This window comes from Massilia eburnea, from assembly GCF_050709955.1.
GTDB classification, from domain to species: Bacteria; Pseudomonadota; Gammaproteobacteria; order Burkholderiales; family Burkholderiaceae_D; genus Rugamonas; species Rugamonas eburnea_A.
In genome coordinates this window covers 25,750-52,338 of record NZ_JBNZFX010000003.1, presented here as the reverse complement: position 1 = coordinate 52,338, position 26,589 = coordinate 25,750, and the positions used below count along the sequence as shown (strand labels likewise).

The 26,589-nt window shown below is 62.4% G+C and carries 26 protein-coding genes; 12 read left to right on the top strand and 14 right to left on the bottom strand.

Annotated features, from left to right (window positions below; genetic code table 11):
- Window positions 1-44: 44 nt before the first annotated feature.
- From ACQ4MM_RS03410 to ACQ4MM_RS03390, 5 genes are all read right to left on the bottom strand, one after another.
- Window positions 45-1,280, bottom strand: coding sequence for a polyhydroxyalkanoate depolymerase (locus ACQ4MM_RS03410; RefSeq protein ID WP_431476051.1), 1,236 nt, complete (start codon window positions 1,278-1,280; stop codon window positions 45-47).
- A gap of 208 nt (window positions 1,281-1,488) precedes the next feature.
- Entirely contained in the window at window positions 1,489-2,556 is a 1,068-nt protein-coding gene (locus tag ACQ4MM_RS03405; RefSeq protein WP_431476050.1) for an NAD(P)/FAD-dependent oxidoreductase, read from the bottom strand.
- An 82-nt stretch (window positions 2,557-2,638) separates the two neighbouring features.
- On the bottom strand, window positions 2,639-2,962 hold the full coding sequence (fdxA, locus tag ACQ4MM_RS03400) for a ferredoxin FdxA (protein ID WP_055933073.1): 324 nt from the start codon (window positions 2,960-2,962) through the stop codon (window positions 2,639-2,641).
- A 140-nt stretch (window positions 2,963-3,102) separates the two neighbouring features.
- On the bottom strand, window positions 3,103-3,381 hold the full coding sequence (locus ACQ4MM_RS03395; protein ID WP_431476049.1) for a protealysin inhibitor emfourin: 279 nt from the start codon (window positions 3,379-3,381) through the stop codon (window positions 3,103-3,105).
- On the bottom strand, window positions 3,378-4,787 hold the full coding sequence (locus ACQ4MM_RS03390) for a hypothetical protein (protein ID WP_431476048.1): 1,410 nt from the start codon (window positions 4,785-4,787) through the stop codon (window positions 3,378-3,380). The genes ACQ4MM_RS03395 and ACQ4MM_RS03390 overlap by 4 nt, the downstream gene beginning before the upstream one ends.
- A gap of 121 nt (window positions 4,788-4,908) precedes the next feature.
- On the opposite strand from ACQ4MM_RS03390, the gene ACQ4MM_RS03385 reads away from it, so the two are divergent.
- Window positions 4,909-5,190 carry a polyhydroxyalkanoic acid system family protein gene (locus ACQ4MM_RS03385; RefSeq protein WP_431476047.1) on the top strand — a complete coding sequence of 94 codons (282 nt, stop codon included), beginning with the start codon at window positions 4,909-4,911 and terminating at the stop codon, window positions 5,188-5,190.
- On the opposite strand, the gene ACQ4MM_RS03380 is transcribed toward ACQ4MM_RS03385, so the two are convergent.
- The 8 genes from ACQ4MM_RS03380 to ACQ4MM_RS03345 all read right to left on the bottom strand — a co-directional run bounded on the left by ACQ4MM_RS03380 (window position 5,187) and on the right by ACQ4MM_RS03345 (window position 11,323).
- Window positions 5,187-5,579: a DUF1801 domain-containing protein gene (locus tag ACQ4MM_RS03380; protein WP_431476046.1), complete on the bottom strand. Its 393-nt coding sequence runs from the start codon at window positions 5,577-5,579 to the stop codon at window positions 5,187-5,189. The genes ACQ4MM_RS03385 and ACQ4MM_RS03380 overlap by 4 nt on opposite strands.
- Window positions 5,579-6,490 carry a GNAT family N-acetyltransferase gene (locus tag ACQ4MM_RS03375; RefSeq protein ID WP_431476045.1) on the bottom strand — a complete coding sequence of 304 codons (912 nt, stop codon included), beginning with the start codon at window positions 6,488-6,490 and terminating at the stop codon, window positions 5,579-5,581. The genes ACQ4MM_RS03380 and ACQ4MM_RS03375 overlap by 1 nt, the downstream gene beginning before the upstream one ends.
- 81 nt (window positions 6,491-6,571) lie before the next feature.
- Complete coding sequence (locus tag ACQ4MM_RS03370) at window positions 6,572-6,910, bottom strand: hypothetical protein (protein ID WP_431476044.1); 339 nt, start codon at window positions 6,908-6,910, stop codon at window positions 6,572-6,574.
- Between the two features lie 82 nt (window positions 6,911-6,992).
- A complete protein-coding gene (locus ACQ4MM_RS03365) occupies window positions 6,993-7,244 on the bottom strand; it encodes an acyl-CoA-binding protein (RefSeq protein WP_431476043.1) in 252 nt (83 codons plus the stop codon).
- A gap of 83 nt (window positions 7,245-7,327) precedes the next feature.
- Window positions 7,328-8,374 (bottom strand): DUF1176 domain-containing protein, encoded by a 1,047-nt coding sequence (locus ACQ4MM_RS03360; protein ID WP_431476042.1) that lies wholly within the window; start codon window positions 8,372-8,374, stop codon window positions 7,328-7,330.
- Window positions 8,375-8,491: 117 nt separating this feature from the next.
- Window positions 8,492-8,779: an HU family DNA-binding protein gene (locus ACQ4MM_RS03355; protein WP_028100727.1), complete on the bottom strand. Its 288-nt coding sequence runs from the start codon at window positions 8,777-8,779 to the stop codon at window positions 8,492-8,494.
- 173 nt (window positions 8,780-8,952) lie between these two features.
- On the bottom strand, window positions 8,953-9,873 hold the full coding sequence (locus ACQ4MM_RS03350; RefSeq protein WP_431476041.1) for a hypothetical protein: 921 nt from the start codon (window positions 9,871-9,873) through the stop codon (window positions 8,953-8,955).
- A gap of 106 nt (window positions 9,874-9,979) precedes the next feature.
- A complete protein-coding gene (locus ACQ4MM_RS03345) occupies window positions 9,980-11,323 on the bottom strand; it encodes a S8 family serine peptidase (protein ID WP_431476040.1) in 1,344 nt (447 codons plus the stop codon).
- A gap of 89 nt (window positions 11,324-11,412) precedes the next feature.
- Between ACQ4MM_RS03345 and ACQ4MM_RS03340 the strand changes: the two genes are divergently transcribed.
- Both ACQ4MM_RS03340 and ACQ4MM_RS03335 read left to right on the top strand, forming a co-directional pair.
- Complete coding sequence (locus tag ACQ4MM_RS03340; RefSeq protein WP_431476039.1) at window positions 11,413-11,916, top strand: RNA polymerase sigma factor; 504 nt, start codon at window positions 11,413-11,415, stop codon at window positions 11,914-11,916.
- Window positions 11,913-12,671 (top strand): anti-sigma factor family protein, encoded by a 759-nt coding sequence (locus ACQ4MM_RS03335; RefSeq protein WP_431476038.1) that lies wholly within the window; start codon window positions 11,913-11,915, stop codon window positions 12,669-12,671. The genes ACQ4MM_RS03340 and ACQ4MM_RS03335 overlap by 4 nt, the downstream gene beginning before the upstream one ends.
- 20 nt (window positions 12,672-12,691) lie before the next feature.
- On the opposite strand, the gene ACQ4MM_RS03330 is transcribed toward ACQ4MM_RS03335, so the two are convergent.
- A complete protein-coding gene (locus tag ACQ4MM_RS03330) occupies window positions 12,692-13,048 on the bottom strand; it encodes an FKBP-type peptidyl-prolyl cis-trans isomerase (protein WP_090437333.1) in 357 nt (118 codons plus the stop codon).
- Between the two features lie 141 nt (window positions 13,049-13,189).
- Here ACQ4MM_RS03330 and ACQ4MM_RS03325 point away from each other — a divergent pair, with 141 nt between their 5' ends.
- The 9 genes from ACQ4MM_RS03325 to ACQ4MM_RS03285 all read left to right on the top strand — a co-directional run bounded on the left by ACQ4MM_RS03325 (window position 13,190) and on the right by ACQ4MM_RS03285 (window position 26,589).
- Entirely contained in the window at window positions 13,190-14,158 is a 969-nt protein-coding gene (locus tag ACQ4MM_RS03325) for a cytochrome D1 domain-containing protein (RefSeq protein ID WP_431476037.1), read from the top strand.
- Complete coding sequence (locus ACQ4MM_RS03320) at window positions 14,158-14,922, top strand: polysaccharide deacetylase family protein (RefSeq protein ID WP_431476036.1); 765 nt, start codon at window positions 14,158-14,160, stop codon at window positions 14,920-14,922. Before ACQ4MM_RS03325 ends, ACQ4MM_RS03320 begins: the two co-directional genes overlap by 1 nt.
- Window positions 14,919-15,884, top strand: a complete 966-nt coding sequence (locus ACQ4MM_RS03315) for a sterol desaturase family protein (protein WP_431476035.1) — start codon at window positions 14,919-14,921, stop codon at window positions 15,882-15,884. The genes ACQ4MM_RS03320 and ACQ4MM_RS03315 overlap by 4 nt, the downstream gene beginning before the upstream one ends.
- A gap of 3 nt (window positions 15,885-15,887) precedes the next feature.
- Window positions 15,888-16,715, top strand: coding sequence for an EI24 domain-containing protein (locus ACQ4MM_RS03310; RefSeq protein WP_431476034.1), 828 nt, complete (start codon window positions 15,888-15,890; stop codon window positions 16,713-16,715).
- The gene (locus ACQ4MM_RS03305; RefSeq protein WP_431476033.1) at window positions 16,700-17,485 is read left to right on the top strand and encodes a competence/damage-inducible protein A; all 786 of its coding nucleotides are present in this window, start codon (window positions 16,700-16,702) and stop codon (window positions 17,483-17,485) included. The genes ACQ4MM_RS03310 and ACQ4MM_RS03305 overlap by 16 nt, the downstream gene beginning before the upstream one ends.
- A 312-nt stretch (window positions 17,486-17,797) precedes the next feature.
- Entirely contained in the window at window positions 17,798-21,007 is a 3,210-nt protein-coding gene (locus ACQ4MM_RS03300; RefSeq protein ID WP_431476032.1) for a transglycosylase domain-containing protein, read from the top strand.
- A 138-nt stretch (window positions 21,008-21,145) separates the two neighbouring features.
- Complete coding sequence (locus ACQ4MM_RS03295; RefSeq protein WP_431476031.1) at window positions 21,146-22,444, top strand: TAXI family TRAP transporter solute-binding subunit; 1,299 nt, start codon at window positions 21,146-21,148, stop codon at window positions 22,442-22,444.
- A gap of 106 nt (window positions 22,445-22,550) precedes the next feature.
- On the top strand, window positions 22,551-25,022 hold the full coding sequence (locus tag ACQ4MM_RS03290) for a TonB-dependent receptor plug domain-containing protein (protein WP_431476030.1): 2,472 nt from the start codon (window positions 22,551-22,553) through the stop codon (window positions 25,020-25,022).
- A 136-nt stretch (window positions 25,023-25,158) separates the two neighbouring features.
- Window positions 25,159-26,589: a sulfatase-like hydrolase/transferase gene (locus tag ACQ4MM_RS03285; protein ID WP_431476029.1), complete on the top strand. Its 1,431-nt coding sequence runs from the start codon at window positions 25,159-25,161 to the stop codon at window positions 26,587-26,589.

The following is a 26,589-nucleotide window of genomic DNA, read 5'->3' as shown; positions in this document are numbered from 1 at the left end:
ATAAAAGCCGGGCACGCGGGCCCGGCCGGCTGAAGGGTGGGGCCTTAGCCGTGTTTTTTAATGAACGACGAGATGCGTGGACAAACCATTTCGCGCCAGCGGCGGCCGGAGAAGATGCCGTAGTGGCCGGCGCCCGGCACCACGAAGTCTTCCTGCATATTGGCCGGAATGCCGGAACACAGGTCATGCGCGGCCTGGGTCTGGCCGGCGCCGGAAATATCATCCAGCTCGCCTTCAACTGTCAGCAGCGCTACGTTCTTGATGTCCTGCGGACGCACGAACACGCCATCGACTTCCCAGGTGCCTTGCGGCAGGCTGAAATCCTGGAACACGGTCTTGATCGTGTCGAGGTAGTACTCGGCCGGCATGTCCAGCACCGCGTTGTATTCATCGTAGAACTTGCGGTGAGATTCCGCCGGCTCGTCGTCGCCGCGCACCAGGTGCATGTAGAACTCGCGGTGCGACTGCGCATGGCGGCCAGGGTTCATGGCGATAAAGCCCGCGTGCTGCAGGAAGCCTGGATACACCTTGCGGCCGAAGCCCGGATAATTAGGTGGCACCGCATAGATCACGGTGTTTTCGAACCAGGAGAACTTCTTTTCCACTGCCAGGTTGTTGACCTGGGTCGGCGATTTGCGCGGATCGATCGGGCCGCCCATCATCGTCATGGTCTTCGGCAGCATTGGATCATTGGCGGTCGCCATCAGCGAGATTGCCGCCATCACCGGCACGGTCGGCTGGCAGACGGAAATCACATGCAGGTCAGGGCCGAGCTGGCGGATGAACTCCTGCACATACTTCACATAGTCGTTCAGGTGGAATGGACCCTCCGACAGCGGCACCAGGCGCGCGTCGATCCAGTCGGTGATGTAGACGTCGTGTTCGGACAGCAGCGCCTGCACGGTATCGCGCAGCAGCGTCGCATGGTGGCCGGACAGCGGCGCCACCAGCAGCACGGTCGGCTGCTTGAGCGCCTTGAACTCCTTCTCGCTCAAATCCTTGCGGAAGTGGAGCAGTTTGCAGAAGGGCTTGTTTTCCACCACGCGTTCATCGATGTGGACTTGCTTGCCATTGACCACAGCCTGATTGATGCCGAACTCTGGCTTCTCGTATTCCTTGCCCAGGCGATACATCAGTTCGTAGCCTGCGGCGATACGCTGCGAAAACGGGGTGTGCGCAAAAGGCGAAACAGGATTGGTGAACAGCTTGGACGAGGCTTCAGCCCACTGCATCAGTGGATGCAGGAGAGAGCGTTGCATTTCGTGCAATTGGTAAAGCATAGTATGTCCCGCTGAAAATTGTGGCAATGCGCAAAGATGATTCAATTATAGGCCATTTATACATGACCTACAGCATTCCGCAGTACCTCCAAGAAAGTACATAATCAAGGGCTAACACGCCATGATTCCAACATAATACGAGCATGAAAACAAAAAAAGCAGCGTTTCCGCTGCTTTTTTGTAGGATGCGTCTGAAGAATCGGTCGGATCAGTCGAACACCGGGGTTTCGACGCCCAAAACCTTGTGGAGTTTTGGCGACGTAGTGGTGTATTGCATATGAATCTTCTTGTCCGGGAAGATATATGGTGCAGCGCCGAAAGCGGCCAGCGCAGCTTCGTGGAAGCCCGACAGGATCAGCTTTTTCTTGCCTGGGTAGGTGTTAATGTCGCCCACGGCAAAGATGCCCGGCACATTGGTCTCGAACTTCTCGGTCGACACCACTTTCAGCTGCTTGCGTTCGATATCCAGGCCCCACTCGGCGATCGGGCCCAGCTTTGGCGACAGGCCGTAGAACACCAGCAGCATGTCCAGCGGCACGCGGCGGGTCACGCCGTCGGCGCCGGTCACGCGCAGTTCGGACAACTTGTCGTCCTTGGTTTCGATGCCCGACACCTGGCCCACGATCAGCTGCATTTCGTACTCGTCGCACAGCTGCTTCATCTTGGCCACGGAGGCTGGCGCAGCGCGGAAGTCGTCACGGCGGTGCAGCAGCACCACGGATTCGGCCTTGCCGACGAAGTTCAGCGCCCAGTCCAGCGCGGAGTCGCCGCCGCCGCAGATGACCAGGTTCTTGCCTTCGAACTGAGCCGGGTTCTTGACGCGGTAGAACAACTGCGAGCCTTCGAAGGCTTCGATGCCGTCGACCTTCATGGTGCGCGGCTGGAACGAGCCCACGCCGGCAGCGATGAAGATGGTTTTGGTGATGAACTTGGTGCCCAGCGAGGTCTCGACGTCGAAGCGGCCGTCTTCACGCTTCTGCACGACGGTCACTTCCTGGCCCAGATGGTAGGTCGCGCCAAACGGTTCGATCTGCTTCAGCAGGCCGTCGGTCAGTTCCTGGCCGGTGCAGGATGGAATGGCTGGAATGTCGTAGATCGGCTTGTCCGGGTACAGTTCCACGCACTGGCCGCCAACGGCGCCGAGCGAGTCGATCACGTGGGCTTTGATCTCCAGCAGGCCGAGTTCGAAGACCTGGAACAGGCCGACTGGGCCGGCGCCGATGATGACTGCATCGGTTTCGTGGAAACCGCCTGGAGGGGTGCTGACGACATTCATAATGATTCTCATTCCATCTGAATAAGCGAACACCGCGTCAGGCGCGGTGTTGCACGGTGAATAACAGGCTGCCTGAAGACGCTTAGCGCTTCAGCAAGTGGGCCTTTTCCTTGACGTCCTTGAACTGCTCGGCTTCCGGCAGGGCAGGCTTGGTCTTGGTGATCGAAGGCCAGTTGCGCGACAAGTCGGCATTGATCTTGATGTATTGCTGCTGGTCGGACGGCACGTCTTCCTCGGCGAAGATGGCGTTGACCGGGCATTCAGCCACACACACGGCGCAGTCGATGCACTCGTCCGGGTCAATGGTCAGGAAGTTCGGGCCTTCGCGGAAGCAATCTACCGGGCAAACATCGACGCAGTCGGTATAGCGGCAGGCGATGCAGGATTCGGTGACAACGTGGGTCATAACAGTCCTATCTATATTGGAGCGCTGGAGAAAAGCTCAGCAAAGCACTGTATTTTAAGGCAATCCGCTATTTCTCACAATTCGGGCTTAGATACAATCTAAATAAGCAAATTCGTGGCGCGCCTCTAACAGTCTTGCTTTCAGGCAGCAGAACGGATCAAATCGAGCAGATTTTGCCAAGGCGGGCCGCCAGTCTCGATAAAGCTTAAGCTATGTCGTCGACGGCCGTCATCGGCTGTGATAGTCCAGTGCCCCAAATCGGCGCCGATCGGCGGCGAAAAATTTTCGCTGGATGTGAAAAAACCACTGGAGGCGAGGGCCGCCTCCAGCGCCGGACCGGCCGGGCTTGTATCCGTGTCAACTTCCAAGTGCTGGCTGAGGCCGGCAAAGCCGCCCGCGCCGGTCGCGGTGATCTTCATTTTTCGACGGTGAGCTCTCCATGACGGGTACTGTAATTCTTGCACCAGGCCGCTAAAGCCTGGCGCTCGGCATCGAGCACGCCTTCCAGGTCGAAGTATTCGGCATGGTTCATGGTACCGCAGCAGGCGCGGCGGTCCTGGCGCGCATCGGGGGCGTCTTCCACCATCGCCGGCAGTTCCAGGTTTTGCGGCTGGTCCTCGGTCAGCGGCACCGGCGATACCACCACCTCGCGCAGGGCGAAGCGGTTGCGGATGAAGTTGGCGTAGTCGACCGGTTTGCCGTCGTCCGCTGCGATACGCAGCATCTGGTTCACCACGTCGGCATAGTTGGCGTTGCTGTCAGGCGCGGCCAGCAGGGCGCGCAGCACCAGGCTGCACAAATAGCCGGCCACGCTGTGCAGGCAGGCGGCATCGTCGCGAAGTCCGGGCGCCCGTTCGAAGGAGAAAATATCGGCCAGGATGTCATAGATGGCGCCGGTGAATACCTGCGAGATCGCGTGCACTTCGTTGCCCGTTTCGGATAGCTTGAGGTCGTTGTCGGCATTGCGCAGGCCGTTCGGGCGGCCGAGCGCCAGGCCGAACTGTTCCGCCATATCGGCCAGGAAGGTCTTGTCGTGCAGGTCGGCCTTGGTTTGCGCGATCACCGCTTCCACCTGGTCGAGCTGGGACAGCGCGAGGAAGATGGCCGTCAGGTCGCCGAACGATTCATGCAGGCCGCCAGTCTGCGGCGGCGCGCTGTTCAGGATCCATTTCGGTTTCAGTCCGTCCAGCACGGCATGGCCGGTCTCGTGCGATACGATGTCGAAAGAACGGCAGGTGAACACGCGGCTGGCCGAACCGGTCGGCACGAAGTCGCCGAACTTCAGCGCGCGGTCGTTGCGGCTGTAATAGGCGTTCATCACATTCGGCAAGCCGTGCGGGAAAACTTGCAGCGGATCGGTGTTGTGGCCGCTGTTCCAGGCCCAGGGCAGGGGCGCGCCCTGCTCGGCGCGCGACAGCACGCGCTGGTACATGGTCAGGGTCGAGCGCACCACGGCAAAGGCGTGCACGGCGTCGAACTGGTCGGTATCGGGCGCCATGATGAAGTCGCCGAAGGCATTCGGGCTGACCGGCGCAATGCCCGGCTGACCGTAGGTGATGCGGGCATCGCGCGGACCCTGCAGGATCACGCCCGGCAGGAATATCTTGCGGGTGCCGAGTTCGCTCACCGACGGGTCCTGCTTCCAGATCAGCACGCGCGCCCCGGCGGGCGGTGCTGCGGCGGGACGCGTTGGCAGCGCGGTATCTTTCAGGCGTGGCAGGCTGGGCTGCTGCAGCAATTGCGCCGACTTGCGGTGCGCGCGGTACAGGGCGGATGGTGTCGGCACAAAGCTGACAGGCAAAGTCATGCACATATTCTCATCCATGATCACTCTCCCAAGGGCGGTTGAATGACCATGGTTACCCTGTCGGCGGCACTGCCCTTTGATCCAGCACAAAGGTGCGTGCGTTAAAATAGCGCCTTTTGTGCTTTTTGATTAGCAGAGTATGGCCGATATCAACATCACCCAGGTCCACAACCTGGAACCTGCGCAAGCGCGCGCAGCAGCAGAACAAGTCGCTCAACGAATTGCCAAGGAGTTCGACCTGGCCTGCCAATGGCATGGCGACACCTTGAAATTCGGCCGCAGCGGCGTGGAAGGCACGCTGACCCTGGCCGAGAGCGCCGCCCACATGAATATCAAGCTCGGCTTCCTGATGGGCGCCTTCAAGAGCGCCATCGAAGGCAAGGTAGCCGAGAAGATGCGTTCGGTATTCGCTTCCGCCTAAGCGGTCTTTGTGGGGTCGCCCACCGTGTCGTTCAGCGCCACCGCCGCGCGCACCAGTTCCAGGACGGTGGCGCGGTCGAGTGGCGTTCCCTTCCGCAGTTCCAGTGTGCGCAACTCATACTTGCCACCGCCAGTCATGCGCGGTTCAATATGCAGCAAGCGCTGGCCGCGCCAGAATCCGAACAGCACCCGCTCATCTTCGGCGCGGATCAACAGTACCGGCCCGTTCGAGAAGTAGACGAGGTGCGTCCATTTGATACGTTCGTCCAGCGCCGGCGCAGCTTCCAGCACTGCCTCGCGCAGTGCGCTCACGAACTCCTTCTGCCAGCCGGTGAGTGCGGCGACATAGGCATCCGGATTCGCTGCCGGCATCACTTTTTTCATGACCATTACGCCTCCAGGAATCGGTGCAGCACGTATGCATCAACCAGCCCAAGTTCGCGGTGACGGAAAGCTTGCGGCAAGGTGCCGGCAATTTTGAAGCCCAGCTTTCGGTACAGCGCCATGGCCGGCGCATTGGTGCTGACGACGTAGTTGAACTGCATCGCCAGGAAGCCTTCGCGCCGCGCCTGCGCCAGGCTGTGTTCGACCAGCGCGCGGCCGATCCCTTTGCCCTGTGCCTGCAGGGCGACGGCGTAGGTTGCGCTGGCGACGTGAGCACCGTGGTCGGGATAGTTGGCGCCCAGCTTGTACATGCCAAGGATTTGCTCGCCAGCGCAGGCCACGTAAGCCGGGTGGCTGCTGAACCAGTGCAGCTGGAAGGTGGCTTTCCCGAATCCCTCTCCGAACGGGAACGCGTCGCCTCCTGCCAGCAGCGGCTGGAAGATCGCCCACATGGCATCAAGGTCGTTTGCTTCGGCACGGCGGATCGTCGTTCCGCGTACCAGCAGGTAGTGGACGTTGCCGTCACCATCTACTTCGCCGCGCTGCCAGCCCTGGGCCAGGTAGAGGCGGTCGGCGCGGGTGCCGGCTGCGGTGGAAAGGACTACCGTTTGCGTGCCGCTGGCGAAGAGCCAGTCGACCGCGAGGCGCAACAGGCGCTTGCCTGCGCCCAGCCCTTCATGTGCCGGATCGACGAAAAGTGCCCAGATCGAGCTGCCCTCAAGCTCAGCGCAAGAAAAGCCGATTACGGTGCCATCGCGCTCGCATACCCAGCCTTGGCCCAGGCGCTCAAGATGATCCTCGTACATCTGCCGCGTAATGCGCGCTGGATTGGACAGCGCATTCTCGCGTACCGCCAGCCTGATCGCGCTCATGGCGGGGATATCGGAATTCGTCGCGCGGCGGAATCGAAGGTTCATGCGTTGGCGTTTGCTTGTAAGAAGCGCAACTCTAGCATGCTTGGGGAGAAGTGATGGTGAGCCCGCGCCGCGCGCCGTGCGTTATTTACGCAGCAGCGCCCACAGGGAATAGCCGCCAGCGACGGTACCGACCGGAACGTTGAACAGGGCGAAGACACTGAAGACAATCAGCGGTGTGCGCGCGCCGCGCGATCCCTTCAGGTATGCGATGGCGGAACCGATTTGCAGAAGGCAAAGCGCAACCAGCACGCCAAGAATGATGGTGCCGGCGCCCATGATGAACTCGACCACGCCCGGGGCGCCACGTACGACTTCCGCCAAAGCGCGGAAGAAAATGGCCAGGCAGGCCAACAACAGCAAGGAAAGGAAGCCGAGTGCGATGTGGACGATCGCGGCGATCTTGGAGTGGTTATCCAGCATTTGACAGTTGATTATTTTGCAAATGCTGCAGTGTGCAGCGCCGCGCTGTTTTTGACAAGCGCGGCGCCGTAAGGCGGGACGATTACTTCAGGCCTTCGATCAGGTCGATGTACTGCTGTTTGGCGTCGTCCTGGCTGGTGCCGGCCAGTGCCGCCCATGCGTCGAACTTGGCGCGGTTGACGAAGTCGGTCATGCCAGGGCGCTCGCCGGTGGCATCGCCTGCCGAGCCTTGCTTGAACAGGGCGTAGATCTTCAGCAGGGTCATATTGTCTGGGCGTTCCGGCAGGTTCTTGGAATCGGCCATCGCTTGGTCGAACTGTTCTTGCAGGCTCATGGTGTCTACCTTTGGTTTAGTGGGGTTATGAAGCGCCATCATACAAAATAAAACTGCCTGGGCCTTAGAGTATAGGCTCCAATTCAGCGCACGTTCGTTACCACGGTCGGCAAGGCCCATGCCCCGCCAGGCGCTATCAGCCTGCACATGCCAGTGGTCGATGCCGCGGTCAGCCTGAACTGCTTGCCGTCCCAGGTAAAGCTGCGCGTGGCCCAGCAGTCGCCCAGGCCGCGCCCTTTGTGGCTCTCGCCAAGGCCCTCTGCGCCGCTTTCGGAAATGCTGGCCGAGACCAGCACCGGATTGAATGGCGGCCGATGGCTGACGATCCAATACCCTTCGCCGACGTTGTATGCGCCCAGCCAGCAGCGGGTGGAGACCAGCATCTGAGTACCGCTCAGGCGTTGCGCCGTCAGCTCCGGATCGGGCGCGCCGTCGGCTGTCAGTTCGTCGCAGTACTCGTCCTTGATGGTCGCGCGCAGCGCTTCTACCAGCGCCTTCCTGTTTGACGGGATGAAGCGTTCATCGCCTGCTTGCGCCTTGGCATAGGCGACCCTGGTGATGGTCGGCACAGGGGCCGCGGCGGGCACCTGCGATTCCGGCAGGCTGCCTTTCCTGGCAAGCGCTCCGGCAGTACCGATACGTCCCTGGTATTCGTCCATTTTCAGCAGGACTGCGGTGGCGCCTTTGTCCGATACCACCCAGCTATCGCGCTTGCCGGCGAATTCGATGGCGGCATGGCGCGGCAAGGCGAGCAGCAGGGCATTGACCTGCTCCGGAGATAAGTCCGCGACCAGCGACCCCTTATCGATCGCGACCTGGCCGATCGTCTTGCTGTTGACCTTGAAGCTCAGCTTGAATTGGGCGGGAAGCGCAGCCAGCGCCGGGTTTTCGCCATATTCACCGAGCATCACTTGCCCGCTGACTGCGGTATGCGGGCCCGCCTTGCGTGTCAGCAGCACCGAGACCGCCAGGTTTTCCCCTCCATCGGAGTGGTAGCCGGCTGCGCGGCAGGTGCCTGTGTTGTCGCAGGCCAGTTGCCAGTCGTTGTGGCTGAACGCCAGTCCCGTCGGATTAAAAGCTTGCGCGGCCAAGGGCAACAGGAAGCCAGCCAGCATAAGTGAAATTCGCATGTCGTCGTTCGTCCTACGCGGAGAGTGATCGGTGCGGCGCACAATAAAAAACGGCGGTTCAAGACAAGCCATTTTGGGCCAGCCTTGAACCGCCGTTCTGGCGGTAAGCCTGAAGAATTACTTCTTCTTGGTTGGGTTCACAGCGGCTTTCAGGGTCGCGCCAGCCGAGAACTTAGGGGTCTTGGATGCAGCGATCTTGATCGCTTCGCCGGTCGCTGGGTTGCGGCCTTTGCGAGCAGCGCGCTTGGCGACGGAGAAGGTGCCGAAACCGGTGATGCCAACGGTGTCGCCCTTTTTCAGACGCTCGGTAACGATCGCGATCAGGGTGTTAATTGCTTCATTAGCGGCTGCGCCGGACATTTCGGTACGCTTCGCAAATTCTGCAATCAGTTCGCCTTTTTTCATTACTACCTCCTTGGTTAATGGAGCGCGCAGATTAGCACATTAATTGAAAAAAGTGTGTACCGTTTTTTGAAGAAGCCCATATAGTGACTGGCTCGCCACGAAATGCGGGGCGGATTTTGGCGAAAACCTCAGGTAGTTTAAGCTTTTTCGCCGCGCCGCCCCAGGGTGGTGCGTCACTGTGCGGAGCCTTCAACGGCGGAGTTTTTGCCGGCTTGGACGTTGAAACCGGCGTTCACGTTGCCGTTGGCGGAAGCGTTTTTCGTCGACTGCTGCGGTGTGGATTGGCTGCCGCTGCTGCCGTTGCCGCCGCTGCTGCGGGCCGCTTTGCTGGCGCTGGCGGAACCGTTCGCCGAACCGCTACCTTGCGCGGAACCGCTGGCACCGGAACGGCTTGCTTTTGCATTTGCGCCGCCGTTGGATGCGCCATCGGCGCTGCCGCTTACCGCGTCTGCGCCGCGTCCCAGGTTGGCGCCCAGGCCGGAGACGCCGCTGCCATTGCCAGAGGCCGAAGCGGATTTGCCGCTGTTCGAAGTGCCGCTGGAAGCGTTGTTTGCTGCTCCGCCGGCAAGACCACCAAGACCGTTTGCAGCGCCTTCGGCCGCGCCATTTGCGTTGCCGCTGGCATTGCTGTTTGCGGCATTGTTGGCGGCACCGTTAGCCGCGCTATTAGCCGCGCCATTCGCCGCGCCGGCAGCGCCGCCCGCCAGCTTGCCGGCGATGCCGTTTTCCGAACCATTCGCGGCGCTGCTTGCAGCACTGTCGGTATTCGCGCCAGCCGCACTGGTATTGCGCGACAGGGCACCGGTGGCGTTGGCGGCGCCATTTACCGCGCCGCCCGCATCCAGGCTGCGCTGGGTAGCATTGTTTGCCGCCGAATCGGCAGCGGCAGCACGGCTGCCGCGCATGGTGCTGCCGGCGATGTCGCCGGTCATTCCGCCGCGCATGGCGCCCATGCCGCCGCCGAAGGCACCGCCAATGCCGCCGCCGATATTCCCGCCAAGGGCGCCGCCGAGCGGGCCGGCCTGGGCGATGGATGCGGCGCTGGCGGCAGCGATCAGGGCAGCGCGGATGATGGTTGCGATGTTGGTTTTCATATCAGTTCTCCTTAGTCTGGCTGCGGGAAATCCGCCGCGTACATACAGAGAACGATCCGGAAACGGGATTCCTTCCATCCATCCGAAAAAATTTTCAAAAATCTTTTCAGCGGAAGGCGGAAGGGGGCGTGCGCAGGTTTTCGGCCACCACGCCGCGGCCTGTGCCGTCGCCTGCGGTGCTGGCACTGGCAGCCAGGGCGGAGAGTGCCTGGGCGGCCTGCGCCGGGGAGGGCGAGGGCAAGCGCGGCGCCAGCAGCGCCGCCACCAGCGGTGCTGCGAAACTCGTTCCGCGCACCAGCTTATACGGTGGGGCGCCTATCGCGGCTGCCGCCATCTGGCTGCCAGGTGCGGCGAACATCACTTGCGGGCCGCGCGCCGCTTCGGGCAGCGGACGGCGTTTCGGGTCGATGCCGGTCACGCCCACTACGCCTGGGTAACTGGCCGGATATAAGGGCGGGGCAGCCGGGCCATCGTTGCCCACTGCCGCTACCAGCAGATGGCCGCGCGCCACCATGGCCTGCACCACGCGCCCCAGCATCTGGTTGGGCGGGCCGACCAGGCTGATATTAATGACGCCGACCTGCTCCCTCGCCAGCCAGGCCAGCGCCTGCACGATCTGGCTGGCCGAGCCACCGGTCGGCTGGTCGCAATATATGTCCGCCGCATACAGCCTGGCGCCCGGCGCCGCACCGGTGAAACGTTCGGATTTGCCGATCATCAGGGCGGCAACCGCCGTGCCGTGGGACGCGGGGTGCGCCGCGCCGCCGCAGCCCCAGCGCACGATACGCGCGCTCTCGAAAACTTCGTGGCCGCCATCAACCCCGCTGTCGACCAGGCCGACCCGCACGTCGCCGCCAACTGCGCCGGTGGCGCCGGCGCCGCTGGACTGCAAGTGCGCCGCGCCAGCCTGGGGCGCAGCGGCACCTGTATACACATGGTTGAAGTCATAGCTGCCATCTGGATCGGCGGCGCGCAGCCTGGCCAGCGCGTCCGTCGTGGCAACGCCGTCCGGCACCCGCAAGGTCACCAGCGACTGCCCGATCTCCGGCATGTCCTGCCTGCTGGCCACCGCCAGCCCGGCCGCCGCAGCCGCGGCAAGTCCGGCCTCCGATGGCGACCACGCCAGAATCTCGCTGCGTACGATCGGGAAGCCGGAAGGATCCGGCTCCAATTGTGCCGGATGCCGCTGCAGCAGTTCATGAACATTCAGCGATCGAAGCTGGTCCAGCGCCGCCTTGCGCGGCAACTCGGTGGTATCCAGCAGTTTCTCGCGCAGCCGATCGCGCAGGGTGTTGTCGCCCAGCCTGGACGACAGGCCGCCCGGCAACTGCGGCATGCCCGGCAGGCCGATTTGAGCCGCCGCCGGCCCTGTGCCGGCCAGCAAGCCAAGGGCCAGCAGCAGGCAGCGGCATGTACGCAACAGGGAATAAGTCGGGCGCAAGGTTGGCATGGTCGGATGATAATATAGGCTACCGGTATCTATTCTGTACTAACGATGGAGAGCGGGAATAAAATCCCTCCCCCATTCGTTATCTTCATATGATGGACAACGATAGCGCCCTGCACCAGGAAATCGCCACACTGTTGCCGCGACTGCGGCGCTTCGCCCGTACCCTGGCCTGGCACCGCGAGGATGCCGACGACCTGGTCCAGCTTTCCGTGGAGCGCGCCATCCTGCACAGCAGCTCTTACCAGCCGGGAACCCGCCTGGATAGCTGGTTGTTCCGCATTATTAAAAATGCCTGGATCGACGAGGTGCGTTCCCGCGTCCGCCGCAGCGAGCTGTTTGCGCCGGAAGAGGAGGGTGAGCATGTCGGCGACGATTTTGCCGAGGCTCACCAGCAGCGCATGGCGGTGCAGAAGGCGGTCAGCCTGCTGAGCGAGGAGCACCGGTTGGTGGTCGGCCTGGTGCTGGTGGAAGGGCTGCCATATAAAGAGGCGGCGGAGGTGCTGGAAATTCCGGTCGGTACCCTGACCAGCCGCCTGGCGCGCGCCCGCACCGCGTTGCAAGAAATGTTATCGGAACAAGCGAGGACTGTATGAAGAGTTTTTCCGACGAAACCCTGATGGCGTACGCCGACGGCGAACTGGATGAAGTGACCCGCCGCGCCGTCGAAGAAGCGATGCACAAGGATGCCGCGCTGGCGCGCCGCGTGGCCCAGCACAAGGCGATGCGCAACGACGTCTTTGCCGCCTTTGCCCCGGTGGCGGAGGAGGCGGTGCCGCCCAGGCTGGCGCAGCCGCTGCGCCAGGCCACCGTGGTCAGCCTCGATTCCGTGCGCGCCCGGCGCGAAGCGGAGCAGCAGGCCGCCCGCAAGGCGAGCCGCGGCCGGCGCTGGTCATGGCCGGAATGGGGCGCGCTGGCGGCCATGCTGATGGTGGGCGTGATGGCCGGCCACTACGGCGTCGGCATGCTGCCGATCGACCGTGGCGAGACGGTGGCCAGCCGCGATGGCGTGCTGGTGGCGCAGGGCCGCCTGGCGACGGCACTGGACCAGCAACTGGCCGGCAGCGGCGGCCCGGTACGCATCGGCACCAGCTTCCTGGCGCAGGACAATAGCTACTGCCGCAGCTTCACTACCGCGCAGGAGATGTCGGGCCTGGCCTGCAAGCAGGGCGGCGCATGGAAGGTGCAGCTGGCGCTGCAAAGCCAGGGCAAGTCACAGCAGGGGGAATACCGGCAGGCGGCGGCCGAGATGCCGACGCAGGTGTTGGACGCGATCGACCAGCGTATCGCCGGCCAACCGCTTGATGCGAAAGCGGAACAGGAGGCCGTGCAGCGCAAGTGGCAGCGCTAGGCCTCCGTCGCTGGGGCAGCTTAGACGCCCAGCAGTTCCACGTCGAAGATCAGGGTGGCGTTTGGCGGAATCACGCCGCCGGCGCCGCGCGAACCATAGCCCAGGTCAGCCGGAATGATCAGCTGGCGGGTGCCGCCCACTTTCATGCCTTGCACGCCTTCATCCCAGCCACGGATCACCATGCCGGCGCCCAGGGCGAATTCGAACGGGTCGTTACGGTCCTTGGAGGAATCGAATTTCGGGCCTTTGCTGCCGTCGTCGTTGCGCAGCCAGCCGGTGTAGTGGACGGTGACGTTCTGGCCAGCCTTGGCTTCCGCGCCATCGCCGACCTTGATGTCGTCGTATTGCAGGCCGGATGCGTTAGTGATGATAGTCATGTGAATTCCTTAGAAATGTAGGGCTTAGGGCGCGATTGTAGTGCATTCGCGCGCCATACCCACTAAATGTTGTCGGCAATAACTTAATACAAGACGTTTGACCGTAAAATACTGGTTGGCTTAACCAATAAGCGAGTTTTCATGTTCCGCAGTATCCGTAGCGCAGCAGTTTTATGTGGTTTGCTGGCAGGCGTGCAGCCTGTCCAGGCGAACGTCGTCGTCGTGCTCAATTCGCGCGATGCCACGGTCCAGTTACTGGACCAGGTAAGCTACAAAAGCCTGCAGACCTTCCCGGTGGGTAAAGAGCCCCACCACCTGATGGCCACTCCCGATAACAAGTCGCTGATTGTCGCCAGCGCCGTGGGCAACGAGCTGGTGTTCCTGGATCCGGTGACCGGCCAGGTGCAGCGCCACGTCAAGGACATCCTCGATCCTTACCAGATCGGCTTTTCGCCGGACCAGAAATGGTTCGTCGCGACTTCGCTGCGCCTGCACCGGATCGACATCTATTCGTACAATGGCAAGGAAATGACCCTGGCCAAGCGCATTCCGCTGCCGAAATTGCCGAGCCACGTGGCTTTCGATGCCAAAAGCAGCACGGTTTTCGTCACCCAGCAGGGTAGCGACCAGGTCAGCGCGATCGACTTGAAGACCCAGAACGTGCTGTGGACCATCCCGGTCGGCAAGCTGCCGGCCGGTATCGCCATGACGCCGGACGATAAATACCTGCTGGTCGGGATCATGGGCAGCGACTATGTCGAAGTGATCGACTGGCGCACCCGCCAGACCGTCAAGCGTATCAAGGCCGGCGCCGGCACCCACAACTTCCGTGCCCTCGGCGATGGGCGTTACACCTATGTGTCGAACCGGGTCTCCAACACCATCAACATCATCGACCAGAAGACCCTGGAAAACGTCGGCACCATCGACGTGCCGGGCGGCCCTGACTGCATGGAAATCACCGCCGACCGCAAATACATGTGGACCACGCTGCGCTGGATCAAGAAAGTCGCCGTGATCGACCTGCAGCAGAAAAAGGTCGTCAAGATGATACCGGTCGGCCGTTCGCCGCACGGCGTGTTCTTCGCCAACTCGTCCGCGAGGATGTAATGCGCTGGCATGCTTGCGTGCTGGGGCTGGCCGCGTTGGCGGCTACCGGCGCGTCGGCGGCCCCGCAGTGCCGCGCGACCGCCTACCTGACCTTTGATACCGGCAGCCAGTCGCAGGCCGAACTGATCGCCTCCATCCTGGCGCGGCAAAACGTCAAGGCCACCTTCTTCCTGGCGAACGAAAAGACCGTCAAAGGCGATTACAGCCTGGACCCGTCCTGGCAAGCCTACTGGCGCGCCCGGGTAGCCGAGGGGCACGCGTTCGGCAGCCACACCTTCGACCATGCTTACTACGTGCGCGATGGTGCGAACGGCAGGATCACGGTCAAGCCGCAATTCGGCGCCCACGCCGGCAAGGTGCAGGACTGGACGCCGCAGCAGTATTGCGATGAACTGCGCCGCGTCGACCGGCGCTTCCTGGAACTGACCGGCAAAGCGCTGGACCCGTTCTGGCGCGCCCCCGGCGGCAAGACCAGTGCGCGCACGATCGCGGCCGGCAAGGCTTGCGGCTACCAGCACGCTGGCTGGGCCACGCCAGCCGGCTTCTCGGGCGACGAGCTGCCGGTCGAACGCGCCTCCAACGCGCAATTGCTGCAGCGCGCGCTGGACGGCCTGCGCGACGGCGACATCTTCATGGCCCACATGGGCATCTGGTCGCGCAAGGACCCCTGGGCGCCGGCCAACCTGGAACCGCTGATTGAAGGCCTCAAGCAGAAAGGCTTCTGCTTCGCCACCCTGAGAGAACACCCGGACTACCGCAAATGATTCAATTCTTCCTGGACCTGCTGGGCCAAGCCCAGGGCTGGCTGTTTGAAAACGCCATCCAGCCGGCCATCTACCTCACCGGCATGGGCGACATCACCGAAGAAGCCTTCGAAGGCACCGAATGGCTGCTGATCGGCATGGCCGAATTGCTGCTGATCTACCTGGTGCTGCGCCCGCTGGAGGCGGCCATCCCGGTGCACCAGTTCAGCGACAAGCGCGCGCGCTGGAACGACTTCACCTATACCGTGCTGCAGCGCATCGGCTTGATCCCGCTGCTGCTGTTCTTCACGCTCGACCCGGTGATGGACGCCATTTCCGGCGCCCTGCACATGGAAGGCGTGCAGCCGTTCAACCTGGAAAACCTGGTCACCAATATGCACCCGCTGGCCAGCTTTGCCATCTACCTGCTGGTGCTGGACTTCGCCGATTACTGGTTCCACCGCGCCCAGCACAAGTTCAACTGGTGGTGGGGCCTGCACAGCCTGCACCACAGCCAGCAGAACATGAACCTGTGGAGCGACGACCGCAACCACCTGCTGGACGACCTGCTGCGCGACGTCGTGATGGCGGTGCTGGCGCTGGCCATCGGCGTGCCGCCAAGCCAGTACGTGCTCCTCGTATCGCTGTCCCGTATCGTGCAAAGCCTGCAACACGCCAATGTTCGTATACACTTCGGCCCGATTGGCGAACGGCTGCTGGTGTCGCCGCGCTACCACCGCATGCACCACGCGATTGGCATCGGCCATGAATCGCAAGGGCAGGGCACGCTGGGTGGCTGCAATTTCGCTGTGCTGTTCCCGATTTGGGACATTATTTTCCGCACCGCCAACTTCACGCCGCGCTTCGAAGCGACCGGCGTGCGTGACCAGTTGGCGGGCCGCGACTACGGCCGCGGCTTCTGGGCCCAGCAATGGCTTGGCCTGAAACGGATGTTTGAATATACAAGAAAGAAATCGAGTTAATTAATGCGCGCTGTTATTCACGCTTACGGCAGGGCCCTGCTGTCCCAGCTCCATGGCAAGATTTTATTGCTGAGTATTGTTCCTTTCATTTTGTCAGTCGCGCTGTGGGCGCTGCTGCTGTGGCTTGGCCTGCAGCCGCTGCTGGACTGGCTGCATGGCCATTTCGTCGACTTCGAGATCTACCGCGTGACCAGCGACTGGCTGCAATCGATCGGCCTGGGCGGCTTGCGCTCGATCGTCGTGCCGCTGTTTGCCTTGCTGCTGTTGCTGCCGCTGATGATCGTGACAGCCCTGATCTTTATCGGCGTGGCGGCCATGCCCTTCATCGTGCGCCATGTGGGCGGCCGCCATTTCCCGCAACTGGAGAAAAAGCAGGGCGGCTCCATCCTGGGCGGCGTGATCAAGGCGCTGGGTGCCTTCGGCATTTTCGTGCTGGCCTGGCTGTGCATCCTGCCGATGTATATCTTCCCGCCGCTGGCCGGCCTGGCCACCGTGCTGCTGTGGGGCTGGCTCACCAGCCGCGTGATGAGCTATGACGCGCTGGCCGACTATGCCAGCGCTGAAGAACTGGCCAAGCTGCAGCGCGAACACCGCTGGCAACTGATGTCGATCGGCGTGGTGTCCGGCCTGGCGGGCTCGCTGCCGGCCCTGGTGTGGGTGGGCGGTGCCGCTGCCGCGATTGCCTTCTTCCCGATCCTGCTGGCTGCGTCGATCTGGGTGTATGTGGTGATTTTCATCTTCACCGGCCTGTGGTTTCAGTATTATTGTCTGCAAGCGCTGGCGCAGTTGCGCCATGCTCCTTTCGAGGAAAGCCTATGCGAATTGGACTGATCATCATTGGCGACGAAATCCTGTCGGGCAAGCGGGTCGACCAGCATTTCCCCAAAGTGGTGCAACTGCTGGCGGCACGCGGCCTGCAGCTGTCATGGGCGGAATTCGTCGGCGACGACCGCGAACGTATTAGCGCCACGCTGAAGCGCACCTTCGCCAGCGGCGATATCGTATTCTCCTGCGGCGGCATTGGCGCCACGCCGGACGACCATACGCGGCAAGCTGCCGCTGCGGCGCTGGGTTTGCCGCTGGTGCTGCATCAAGGCGGGAAGGACAGCATCCAGCAGCGCGTGCGCCAACTGGCGGAGGAAAAAGGCGAGGATGCCGACCTAGCTTCGGCGGAAAACCTGCAGCGCCTGCAGATGGCCGAATTCCCGCAAGGCGCGGCGCTTATTCCAAATCCATATAACAACGTGGCTGGATTCGCGCACGGCACGCATTACTTCGTACCCGGCTTCCCCGTGATGGCGTGGCCGATGATCGAATGGGTGCTCGATACGCACTACGCGGACCTGTTCAATCGTGAGGCCCGTGCTGAGCAATCGGTGTTAGTGTACGAGGCAGCGGAAGCAGCGCTTACTCCGCTGATGCTGGCCCTCGAAGCAGCCTGGCCGCGCATCAAGGTTTTCAGCCTGCCAAGTGTGGGCGACGCGAAGACCAGGCGCCATATCGAGCTTGGTGTGAAAGGCGATCCGCCCCAGTGCGAGGCCGCATTTATCCAAATGTGCCGTGAGCTCGATGCCCTGAAAGTGGAGTACGTGAAGCCCTGAATCCACAGTGTGAAAAGGGTATTAACTGCTCTTGCAGCGGCGCTCACGGAACGTGTGAAGCGCCGTTGTTTTTTTGCGAAACTGAACCGCGAAGTTTAAATATTTTGCGAGTTGCCCCGTGCAGTCCACGCCGATGTGGTGCAATGGTAATCAAGCAGAAATACTCTGCGTGTACTGTCCGGTTTGAACACTATGTTAAGCAATCGTCGTTTTCGCCGGCCCCGGGTTGTCGTACGTGCGGTGCGCAAGATGCGTGCTGGCGCGGCAGCGATTGGATATGGCGGCAGCAGGCGGCGTTTGCGCTCGGTACCTATGCCTTCCCAACAAGATCACGAATCAAGCTCCTTCGAACCAAACCAACCGACCGAGCCGGCACCACCACCTCCATCCGAACCGAAAAAAGGTTCACGTTTGCGCAATGCGCTCATTGTGCTGATCCTGGTGCTGCTGACGGTGGCCGGTGCCTGGGGCTATTACGAGACCCGCACCTCGACGATGCAGGCAAAGGTGTTCACCGACCTGGTCGGCAAGCTGACCTATAAGGTAGAGCCTGGGCCGAGCAAATCGATCCGCTTCCCGCACGACAGCCCCTACGACGAGCGTCTTGGCTACGCCAACCTGCCTGACTATCTGGACAAGCTGAAAGCGCGCGATTACGAAGTCACATCGCAAGCCCGCTTCTCGCCGAAGATGGTGGAGCTGACCGATATGGGCGTGTTCCCGACCTATCATGAAAAGACCCGTACCGGCCTGTCGATTTTCGATTGCCGCGAGCAGCCGCTGTTTACGGCCAGCTACCCGGAACGTATATACGGCAGCTTCGAACAGGCGCCGAATGCGCTGGTGCAAAGCCTGCTGTTCATCGAGAACCGCGAACTGCTGGACAACAAGTACCCGAAACGCAATCCTGCCGTTGAATGGGACCGCCTGTCCAAGGCCATCCTGGAAAAGTCGATGAGCGCCGTGGGCGCGGGCGGCCATCGCGCGGCGGGCGGCTCCACGCTGGCGACCCAGATCGAAAAGTACCGCCACTCGCCGGAAGGCCGCACCGGTTCGATGAGGGACAAGCTGCAGCAAATGGTGTCCGCTTCGCTGCGCGCCTACCAGCAGGGCGAAGACACCACCAAGGTGCGGCGCCAGATCGTGGTCGACTACCTCAACACCGTGCCGCTGTCGGCCAAGCCTGGTTATGGTGAAGTGAACGGCGTGGGCGACGGCATGTGGGTCTGGTACGGCCGCGATTTCGATGAAGTGTCGCGCCTGTTGGGCGGCAAGATGGACCAGCCGGGCAGCCCGCTGGCGTTCAAGGAGGCACTGTCGCTGCTGATCGCGCAGCGCCGCCCGAGCTATTACCTGGGCGAAGGCGATGAAGACCTGGAAGTGCTGGCCAACAGCCACCTGCGCCTGCTGGCTGGCGCCGGCATCATCACGCCGCAACTGCGCGACGCGGCGCTGAAGGAAAAGCTGCACCCGGCCAAGGGGAGCGGCGTGCAGGCGGCACCGCCGATGACCTATGTGACCAAGAAAGCGTCGAATGCGGTGCGTGTGCACCTGGCCAACCTGCTGGGCGACAACCGCATGTACAACCTGGACCGCCTCGACCTGTCGGTCAACACCACGCTCGACGCCGAGACGCAGAAGACGGTTACCGCCATGCTGCGCCAACTGCGCGAAGCGGAAACCGCCGTGCAGGCCGGCCTGACCGGCAAGGGCATGCTGGGCAATGGCGATCCCGCCAATGTGGTGTACAGCTTCACGCTGCTGGAGCGTGGTGAACACGCCAACTACTTGCGGGTACAGACCGATAACTACGACCAGCCGCTGGACATCAACGAAGGGGCCAAGCTGGACCTGGGTTCCACCGCCAAGCTGCGCACCCTGGTGACGTATATGGACATCGTCGACCAGCTGCACAAGAAGTATGGCCAGATGGATGTGGCTCAACTGAAGAAGGTCAGCGTCGACCAGCGCGACCGCCTGACCATCTGGGGCATTGAATACCTGGCCATGACGCCGATGGACAAGCGCGACCTGCCGGCCATGCTGCAGGCGGCGCTGGAGCGCAAGTATTCGGCCAATCCGGGCGAGGGCTTCTTCACTGGCGGCGGCCTGCATTACTTCGGCAACTTCAGCAAGGACGACGACTTCAAGATCATGTCCGTGCGCGAAGCGCTGCGCCGTTCCACCAACCTGGTGTTCGTACGCCTGATGCGCGACGTGGTCAAGTACTACTCTTTCCAGATGCCGGGCTCCTCGCAGACCCTGCTGACCGACTCCGACGATCCGCGCCGTGCGGCTTACCTGGCGCGCTTCGCCGACAAGGAAGGCAAGGAATTCCTGTACCGCTTCTACGCCAAGTACAAGGGCAAGAAAACCTCGGAGCTGGACGCCATCCTGCTCGACACGATCCGCCCGACGCCGGTGCGCCTGGCGAACATCCACCGCACCGTATATCCGAACGCGACGCTGGCGGAGTTCGACAAGTTCGTGAACGACAACCTGAAGGTACAGAACGACGTGCCGGACGACCGCCTGGCGAAGATGTACGAGCAGTACGCAATCGACAAGTGGAGCCTGGCCGACCGCGGCTACCTGGCTACCGTGCACCCGCTGGAACTTTGGCTGGTGGCTTACCTGCACCAGAACGAAGGCGCTTCGCTGTCCGACGTCGTTGCAGCCAGCGAGAAGGAGCGCCAGGAGGTCTACCAGTGGCTGTTCAAGACCCATCACAAGTATGCGCAGGACAAGCGCATCGCCGGCTTGCTGGAGATGGAGTCCTTCATGGGCATTCATCGCCAATGGAAGAAGATGGGCTATCCCTTCGATTCGCTGGTGCCGTCGTATGCGACCACGCTCGGCGCTTCCGCCGACCGTCCCGCGGCGCTGGCGGAGATGATGGGCATTATCATCAACGGCGGCGTGCGCAAGACCACGCAGCGCATCGAGTCGCTGCACTTTGCGCAAGGCACGCCTTACGAAACCACGGTGGCGCGCAACAAGTCCTCTACCAATGAGCAGGTGCTGACGCCGGAAGTGGCGCGCGCGGTGGCCGATGCGATCCGCGAAGTGGTGTCGGACGGCACGGCGCGGCGCGTGAAGGCTGCGTTTGTCGGCGCGGACGGGCAGATCATTCCGGTGGGCGGCAAGACCGGTACCGGCGACCAGCGCTTTGACGTGTATGCGGCGGGTGGACGCCTGATCGAGTCGCGCTATGTGAACCGTTCGGCGACCTTTGTGTTCAATATCGGGGAGCGTTTCTTCGGCTCGATGACGGCTTATGTGCATGGGCCGGAGTCGAAGAACTATGACTTCACCTCGGCGCTGCCGGTGCAGTTGCTGACGGTGCTGGCGCCTTCGCTGATGCCGCTGATCGAGCCGAATGCGCAGAAGGCGGCGCCGGTGGTGACGGCGATGGCGGCCAATGCGCCGGGGGGCGTGCAGCCGGTTGCCACCGCGGCTTTGGTGGCGGCGACTTCTGCCGCAGTTCCCGCGGCACCGCTGCGCGCTTGCGGGGCGCGCTAGAACCGGTAAACCGGGGTCAGACCCAAGGGTCTGCCCCCCAACGGCCTCCAGGCCAACTAGAAACCTTGCCCGCGGCCGCCGCACGACTGGGGTCTGACCCTCGGGTCAGACCCCGCCGTACCGGTTTAAAATGCGCGAATGAAACTCATCACCAAGTTCACCAACGTCAACCTGCGCGACCTGCTGGTCTCGTTCGCCCCCACCATCCTGCTGATTGCCGGCGCCTGCGCGCTGGCCTACTGGATCATCGACCCGACCCCGCCACGGGTGGTCAAGCTCTCCACCGGCCAGGAAAACAGCGCCTATGAAAACATCGGCAAGCGCTATGCGCAGGCGATGGCCAAGCACGGCATCAAGGTCGTCCTGCAGCAAAGCCAGGGTTCGCAGGAAAACCTGCAACGCCTGAACAAAGCCGAAACCGACATCGCCTTCGTGCAAAGCGGTTCCACCAACGAAGCCGAGGCCGAGCGCACCGGCCTGGTCTCGCTGGGCAGCCTGTTCACCGAACCGCTGTGGCTCTTCATGCGTGAGAAGAAGGCGGTCGCCAGCGTGACCCACCTGAAAGGCATGAAGATCAACCTCGGCCCCGAGGGCAGCGGCGTGCCGCGCCTGTTCCGCCAGGTATTGCAGATCAACGGCGTGCAGGCCGGCGACATCAAGGCCAGCGACCTGGAAAACACGCCCGCCACGGTGGAACTGCTGGAAGGCCGCATCGACGCCCTGGTATTCGCCGCCGCACCGGACGACCCGCTGATCCAGATGCTGCTGATGACACCCGGGATCAAGCTGTTCAACTTCACCCAGGCCGAAGCCTACGCGCGCCGCCTGCCGTTCCTGACCCACGTCACGCTGCCGCGCGGAATTGTCGACCTGGGCCGCGACCTGCCGGCGCGCGACTACCACCTGATCGCGCCGACAGCGACCCTGGTGGCACGCGAAGACCTGCATCCCGCCCTGATCGACCTGTTCGTGCAAGCTGCCAGCAGCATCCATAGCGGGGCGGGCTGGTTCCAGCAGCAGGGCCAGTTCCCGTCGCCGCGCTACACGGAAATCCCGGTGGCGCATGAAGCGGCCAAGTTCTACAAGGATGGCCCGCCCTTCCTGCAGCGCTACATGACGTTCTGGCTGGCCAACCTGTTCGACCGCCTGTGGGTGGTGCTGCTGGCCACCGGCGCCCTGATCCTGCCACTGTCGAAAGTGGTGCCGCCGCTGTACGTGTGGCGCATCCGCTCGCGCGTCTACCGCTGGTACGGCCAGCTGCGCGCGGTGGAGCAGGGCGTCGACGAGGGCAAGCCGCGCGAAGAACTGCTGCACCGCCTGGACCAGATCGAAGAAAGGGTCAACCGCCTGACCGTGCCGCTGTCCTTTGCCGATGAGTTCTACGGCCTGCGCAACCACATCGAATTCGTGCGCCAGAAACTACGTACAAACACGTAAAACAACTTGAAAGTGTTGTATCCGCGAGAACCTGAATTGACAGTCGCTTACAGTTACCTCAAATATAAGCCGGGGAGTGAAACTGGTTTAACTACAAGGGGTAGCTATGGCACCAAAAAAACAGGTTCTCGCAATCGCAGTCGCATCTCTTTTCACCAATGCCACATGGGCGCAGGAAGCGCCTGCCGGCGAAACCGCTACCGTGGTGGTGACCGGTACCCGGGTCTCCAACCGCACGGTGCTCGACACCACCGCACCGGTGGACGTCATCAGCGCCGACAGCATCAAGAACGCCGGTGTCCCGGAAATCACGCAAGCGCTGTCCGTGGCGCTGCCTTCATTGAATTTCCCGCGCCCGGGCCTGGCCGACGGCACCGACACCATCCGTCCCGCCACGCTGCGCGGCCTGGCGCCTGACCAGACCCTGGTCCTGGTCAACTCCAAACGCCGCCATACGTCTTCGCTGGTGAACCTGAACGGCACGATCGGCCGCGGTTCGGCCGCAGTGGATATGAACACCATCCCGGCCGGCATCGTCAAAACCATTGAAGTGCTGCGCGACGGCGCTTCCGCGCAATATGGTTCCGACGCGATTGCCGGCGTGATCAACGTGCGCCTGCGTACCGACCGCAGCGGCGGCGAGGCCAGCGTGAGCTACGGCCGCCGCGATACCGAGTACAACTTCAATCCAGGCACGCCGCCGGCCGGCGCCACCTGGGGCGTACAGGATTCGCGTGAGCGCAAGGACGGCAACACGCTCAACATCAGCCTGTGGAAGGGCATGGAGCTGGGCGAAAACGGCTTCCTGACCATCGCGCTGGAACGCAAGCGCCAGGACCACACCGAGCGTTCGGGCTGGGACGTGCGCCAGCAATACGTGCTGGTGAACGGCGCCTTCGACCCGCGTGAAGCGAACTTCAACCGCTTCAACGCCTGGTACGGCGAGCCTGAACTGAAGCAGAATACCTTCTTCGCCAATGCCGGCTACAACCTGGCCGGCGGCGTCAAGCTGTATGGCTGGACCAGCTACCAGGACCGCGATGCGCGCTCGGGCGGTTTTTTCCGCCGCGCCCAGCAGGACAACAACACGATCCAGATTTATCCGGACGGCTTCCTGCCGATCATCGCGCCGGCGGTGCAAGACTTCAGTGCGGCCTTCGGCGCCACCTGGACTGCCGGCGAGTGGGAGATGGATACTTCCGTCACCTACGGCGAAAACCGGATGGACTTCACCATCGAGAACACGCTGAACCGTTCCCTCGGCCCGAGCTCGAAGACCGTGTTCGACGCGGGTGGCTTCAAGTACGACCAGCTCACCTTCAACTTGTCGGCGGTGCGCCAGTTCGAAGTGGGCCTGTCGTCGCCACTGAACGTTGCGATCGGTGCGGAAGCGCGCCGTGAAGGCTACGCGCTGCATGCGGGCGAGCCCGATTCCTGGCGCAACGGCGGGGCGCTGCTGCAGCCGGGCAACCGGCCAACGGCGTCCGGTTCGCAGGTGTTCCCCGGCTTCCGTCCTAGCGATGAATCGGATGCCAACCGCAAGGCCTATTCGGTGTATGCCGACGTGGAAGCGAATGTGACGCAGAACCTGCTGGCATCGGCAGCGATACGCGGCGAGCATTACTCCGACTTCGGCAACAACTGGTCGGGCAAGCTGGCGGCCCGCTACAACTTCTCGCCTGCGTTCGCGCTGCGCGGTTCGGTGCAGAACGGTTTCCGCGCACCATCGCCGCAGCAGCAGTTCTTCACCTCCACGGCGACCAACTTCGTTGGCGGCATACCGTTCGACATCACCACCTTCAAGCCTAACGATCCTGCTGCGGTGGCGCTGGGCGCCAAGCCGCTGGATGCCGAGAAGTCGACCAACTTCTCGCTCGGCGCGGTCGGCAAGATGGGCAAGGCCAGCCTGACAGTGGATGCGTTCCAGATCAAGATCCGCGACCGCATCGTGTTGTCGGAAAACCTGCTGCAGGACAATGTGCGGAACTACCTGACGTCGCTGGGTTTCATCGGCATCGGCGGCGGGCGCTTCTTCATCAACGGCGTGAACACCACCACGCGCGGCGTCGACGTAGTAGCGAACTATCCCTGGAACGCCGGCAATGTGGGCAAGTTCGACTTCACGCTGGCGGGCAATTACACCAAGACCGAAGTGACCAAGGTGCCGGTTACCGCCCAATTGGCTGCGCTGAATCCTGCGCCGCCGCTGTTTGATCGCGTCAATGTGCTGACCTTCGAGCATGGCACGCCGCAGACCAAATTCACGGCCAGCTTGAACCATACGCTGGGCAACTGGAGCGGCACCTTCCGCGCCACGCGCTACGGCAAGGTGCTGCAACCGGATGCGAATCCGGCGCGCGATCACTGGATGTCGCCGAAAACGCTGGTGGATGTGGAAGGGCGCTACAAGATCACGCAGCGCCTGACTGCCGCGGTGGGAGCGGAGAACCTGTTCGACCAGTATCCGGATCCGTATCCGGCGCTGTTGAATGGTACCGGCAATGCGCCGTACTCCAATTACTCGCCGTTCGGACGTTCCGGCCGCTTCGTGTACGCCCGTTTGAACTACACGCTTTAACCTCGCTTAACCCGGATTTACAGTTGAGCAGGATTTTTACAAGAGCGTAATACTGCGATACAAAAGGCCGGGTTTTGGATATGCGGCTGTTACATCAGCCTGACACCATGGGCATCGACGATATTGAATTATCCCGATGCCCATTTCTTTTTCTACTTTCCAGTGCGAGCGTCTGGTGCGCGGCGCACTGTCGCTGGCCGCCATCTTCCTGTTTTGCCTGAGCTACTGGATTCACCGGTACTTCGGGCAGGTCGACATTCACCAGCTTGCCTATCACCTCAACTTCGGCCTCGATATCGCAAGGTCTTCCGATCCGGTATTTACCAAGCGTTTCGTGCGCTGGTGCGTGCTGGCGCCGCTGTTGTGCTTTGTGCTGCTCGGCTGGGCGCAGCGCCGCCTGGCGCCCGCGCTGCAGCGCCGGCTGCCGCCAGTGCTGCTGGCCGTCGCTATCGGCTTCTGGCTGTGGGACGTGTCGGCCTTCAAGTACCTTGAAGCGAACTTCGGCCCGGACTATTTCGGCGCGAACTATGTGCCGCCGGCTTCAGTTGCCTTGCACGAGCGGCAGGCAAAAAACCTGGTCCTGATTTACGTGGAAAGCCTGGAGAATGGCTACGCCGACCGCAGCGCTTTCGGGCGCGATTTGCTGCAGCCATTGACCGCGCTGCACGGCACCAGCTTCCCAGCCTATGAGCAGGCGCCCGGCACTGGCTGGACCATCGCCGCGATGGTCGCCACCCAATGCGCCGTGCCGCTGGAGCGGGTCTCGATTTTCGACGGCAATACGCAAGGGCAGATGATGCAGTCCTTTCTCGGCAAGGCGGTGTGCCTGAGCGACCTGCTGGCGCAGCGCGGCTACCGCAACGTGTTCATGGGCGGCGCCGCATCGAGTTTTGCAGGCAAGGATAAATTCCTGCGCCAGCACCACTATCACGAGATCTACGGCAAGGATGAATGGCTGCAGCGCGGCGCCAGCGAGAGCAGCATGAATGGCTGGGGTTTGTTCGATGCCGATCTATTCCGCGAGGCCAAGGCCAGGCTGCGCGAGCTGGCCGCCTCCAAGCAGAAGTTCAACCTGTCGCTGCTGACCGTCGATACCCACGAGCCGGCCGGCATGTTGTCGGCGCAGTGCGCGCAGCAAGGCTATACGGAAAAATTCGATGGCATCGTCTCCTGCACCGCGGCGGCGGTGGCGGACTTCGTGCGCTTCGCGCAGCGCAACGGCTACCTGGAGAACACCAATGTCGTGATTCTCGGCGACCACCTGTCGCGCAAGAATCCTTTGTCGGCGCAATTGGCGCAGGCGCCGCGCCGGACCATCTTCAACACTTTCCTGGCGCACGATGCACCGCTGGCGAACCGGTCCCAGTTACTGCACTTCGACCTGCTGCCGACCATCATGGAGTTCATCGGCTACCAGGTGCCGGGCGGCCGCCTGGGCCTGGGCTACAGCGGTTTTAACGTGCATGGCACATTGCCGCCGCCGCAGCGCCTGACGGCAATGGAGCGTGACCTGCTGAATCGTTCGAGCGAATACCTGGCCCTGTGGGAAGGGGGCGGGGCGCAATGA

Excerpts from the sequence above, each read along its gene's own strand:
- ACQ4MM_RS03410 (WP_431476051.1), bottom strand. The coding sequence starts at position 1,280 with ATGCTTTACCAATTGCACGAAATGCAACGCTCTCTCCTGCATCCACTG.
- ACQ4MM_RS03405 (WP_431476050.1), bottom strand. The coding sequence starts at position 2,556 with ATGAATGTCGTCAGCACCCCTCCAGGCGGTTTCCACGAAACCGATGCA.
- fdxA (WP_055933073.1), bottom strand. The coding sequence starts at position 2,962 with ATGACCCACGTTGTCACCGAATCCTGCATCGCCTGCCGCTATACCGAC.
- ACQ4MM_RS03395 (WP_431476049.1), bottom strand. The coding sequence starts at position 3,381 with ATGAAGATCACCGCGACCGGCGCGGGCGGCTTTGCCGGCCTCAGCCAG.
- ACQ4MM_RS03390 (WP_431476048.1), bottom strand. The coding sequence starts at position 4,787 with ATGGATGAGAATATGTGCATGACTTTGCCTGTCAGCTTTGTGCCGACA.
- ACQ4MM_RS03385 (WP_431476047.1), top strand. The coding sequence starts at position 4,909 with ATGGCCGATATCAACATCACCCAGGTCCACAACCTGGAACCTGCGCAA.
- ACQ4MM_RS03380 (WP_431476046.1), bottom strand. The coding sequence starts at position 5,579 with ATGGTCATGAAAAAAGTGATGCCGGCAGCGAATCCGGATGCCTATGTC.
- ACQ4MM_RS03375 (WP_431476045.1), bottom strand. The coding sequence starts at position 6,490 with ATGAACCTTCGATTCCGCCGCGCGACGAATTCCGATATCCCCGCCATG.
- ACQ4MM_RS03370 (WP_431476044.1), bottom strand. The coding sequence starts at position 6,910 with ATGCTGGATAACCACTCCAAGATCGCCGCGATCGTCCACATCGCACTC.
- ACQ4MM_RS03365 (WP_431476043.1), bottom strand. The coding sequence starts at position 7,244 with ATGAGCCTGCAAGAACAGTTCGACCAAGCGATGGCCGATTCCAAGAAC.
- ACQ4MM_RS03360 (WP_431476042.1), bottom strand. The coding sequence starts at position 8,374 with ATGCGAATTTCACTTATGCTGGCTGGCTTCCTGTTGCCCTTGGCCGCG.
- ACQ4MM_RS03355 (WP_028100727.1), bottom strand. The coding sequence starts at position 8,779 with ATGAAAAAAGGCGAACTGATTGCAGAATTTGCGAAGCGTACCGAAATG.
- ACQ4MM_RS03350 (WP_431476041.1), bottom strand. The coding sequence starts at position 9,873 with ATGAAAACCAACATCGCAACCATCATCCGCGCTGCCCTGATCGCTGCC.
- ACQ4MM_RS03345 (WP_431476040.1), bottom strand. The coding sequence starts at position 11,323 with ATGCCAACCTTGCGCCCGACTTATTCCCTGTTGCGTACATGCCGCTGC.
- ACQ4MM_RS03340 (WP_431476039.1), top strand. The coding sequence starts at position 11,413 with ATGATGGACAACGATAGCGCCCTGCACCAGGAAATCGCCACACTGTTG.
- ACQ4MM_RS03335 (WP_431476038.1), top strand. The coding sequence starts at position 11,913 with ATGAAGAGTTTTTCCGACGAAACCCTGATGGCGTACGCCGACGGCGAA.
- ACQ4MM_RS03330 (WP_090437333.1), bottom strand. The coding sequence starts at position 13,048 with ATGACTATCATCACTAACGCATCCGGCCTGCAATACGACGACATCAAG.
- ACQ4MM_RS03325 (WP_431476037.1), top strand. The coding sequence starts at position 13,190 with ATGTTCCGCAGTATCCGTAGCGCAGCAGTTTTATGTGGTTTGCTGGCA.
- ACQ4MM_RS03320 (WP_431476036.1), top strand. The coding sequence starts at position 14,158 with ATGCGCTGGCATGCTTGCGTGCTGGGGCTGGCCGCGTTGGCGGCTACC.
- ACQ4MM_RS03315 (WP_431476035.1), top strand. The coding sequence starts at position 14,919 with ATGATTCAATTCTTCCTGGACCTGCTGGGCCAAGCCCAGGGCTGGCTG.
- ACQ4MM_RS03310 (WP_431476034.1), top strand. The coding sequence starts at position 15,888 with ATGCGCGCTGTTATTCACGCTTACGGCAGGGCCCTGCTGTCCCAGCTC.
- ACQ4MM_RS03305 (WP_431476033.1), top strand. The coding sequence starts at position 16,700 with ATGCGAATTGGACTGATCATCATTGGCGACGAAATCCTGTCGGGCAAG.
- ACQ4MM_RS03300 (WP_431476032.1), top strand. The coding sequence starts at position 17,798 with ATGCCTTCCCAACAAGATCACGAATCAAGCTCCTTCGAACCAAACCAA.
- ACQ4MM_RS03295 (WP_431476031.1), top strand. The coding sequence starts at position 21,146 with ATGAAACTCATCACCAAGTTCACCAACGTCAACCTGCGCGACCTGCTG.
- ACQ4MM_RS03290 (WP_431476030.1), top strand. The coding sequence starts at position 22,551 with ATGGCACCAAAAAAACAGGTTCTCGCAATCGCAGTCGCATCTCTTTTC.
- ACQ4MM_RS03285 (WP_431476029.1), top strand. The coding sequence starts at position 25,159 with ATGCCCATTTCTTTTTCTACTTTCCAGTGCGAGCGTCTGGTGCGCGGC.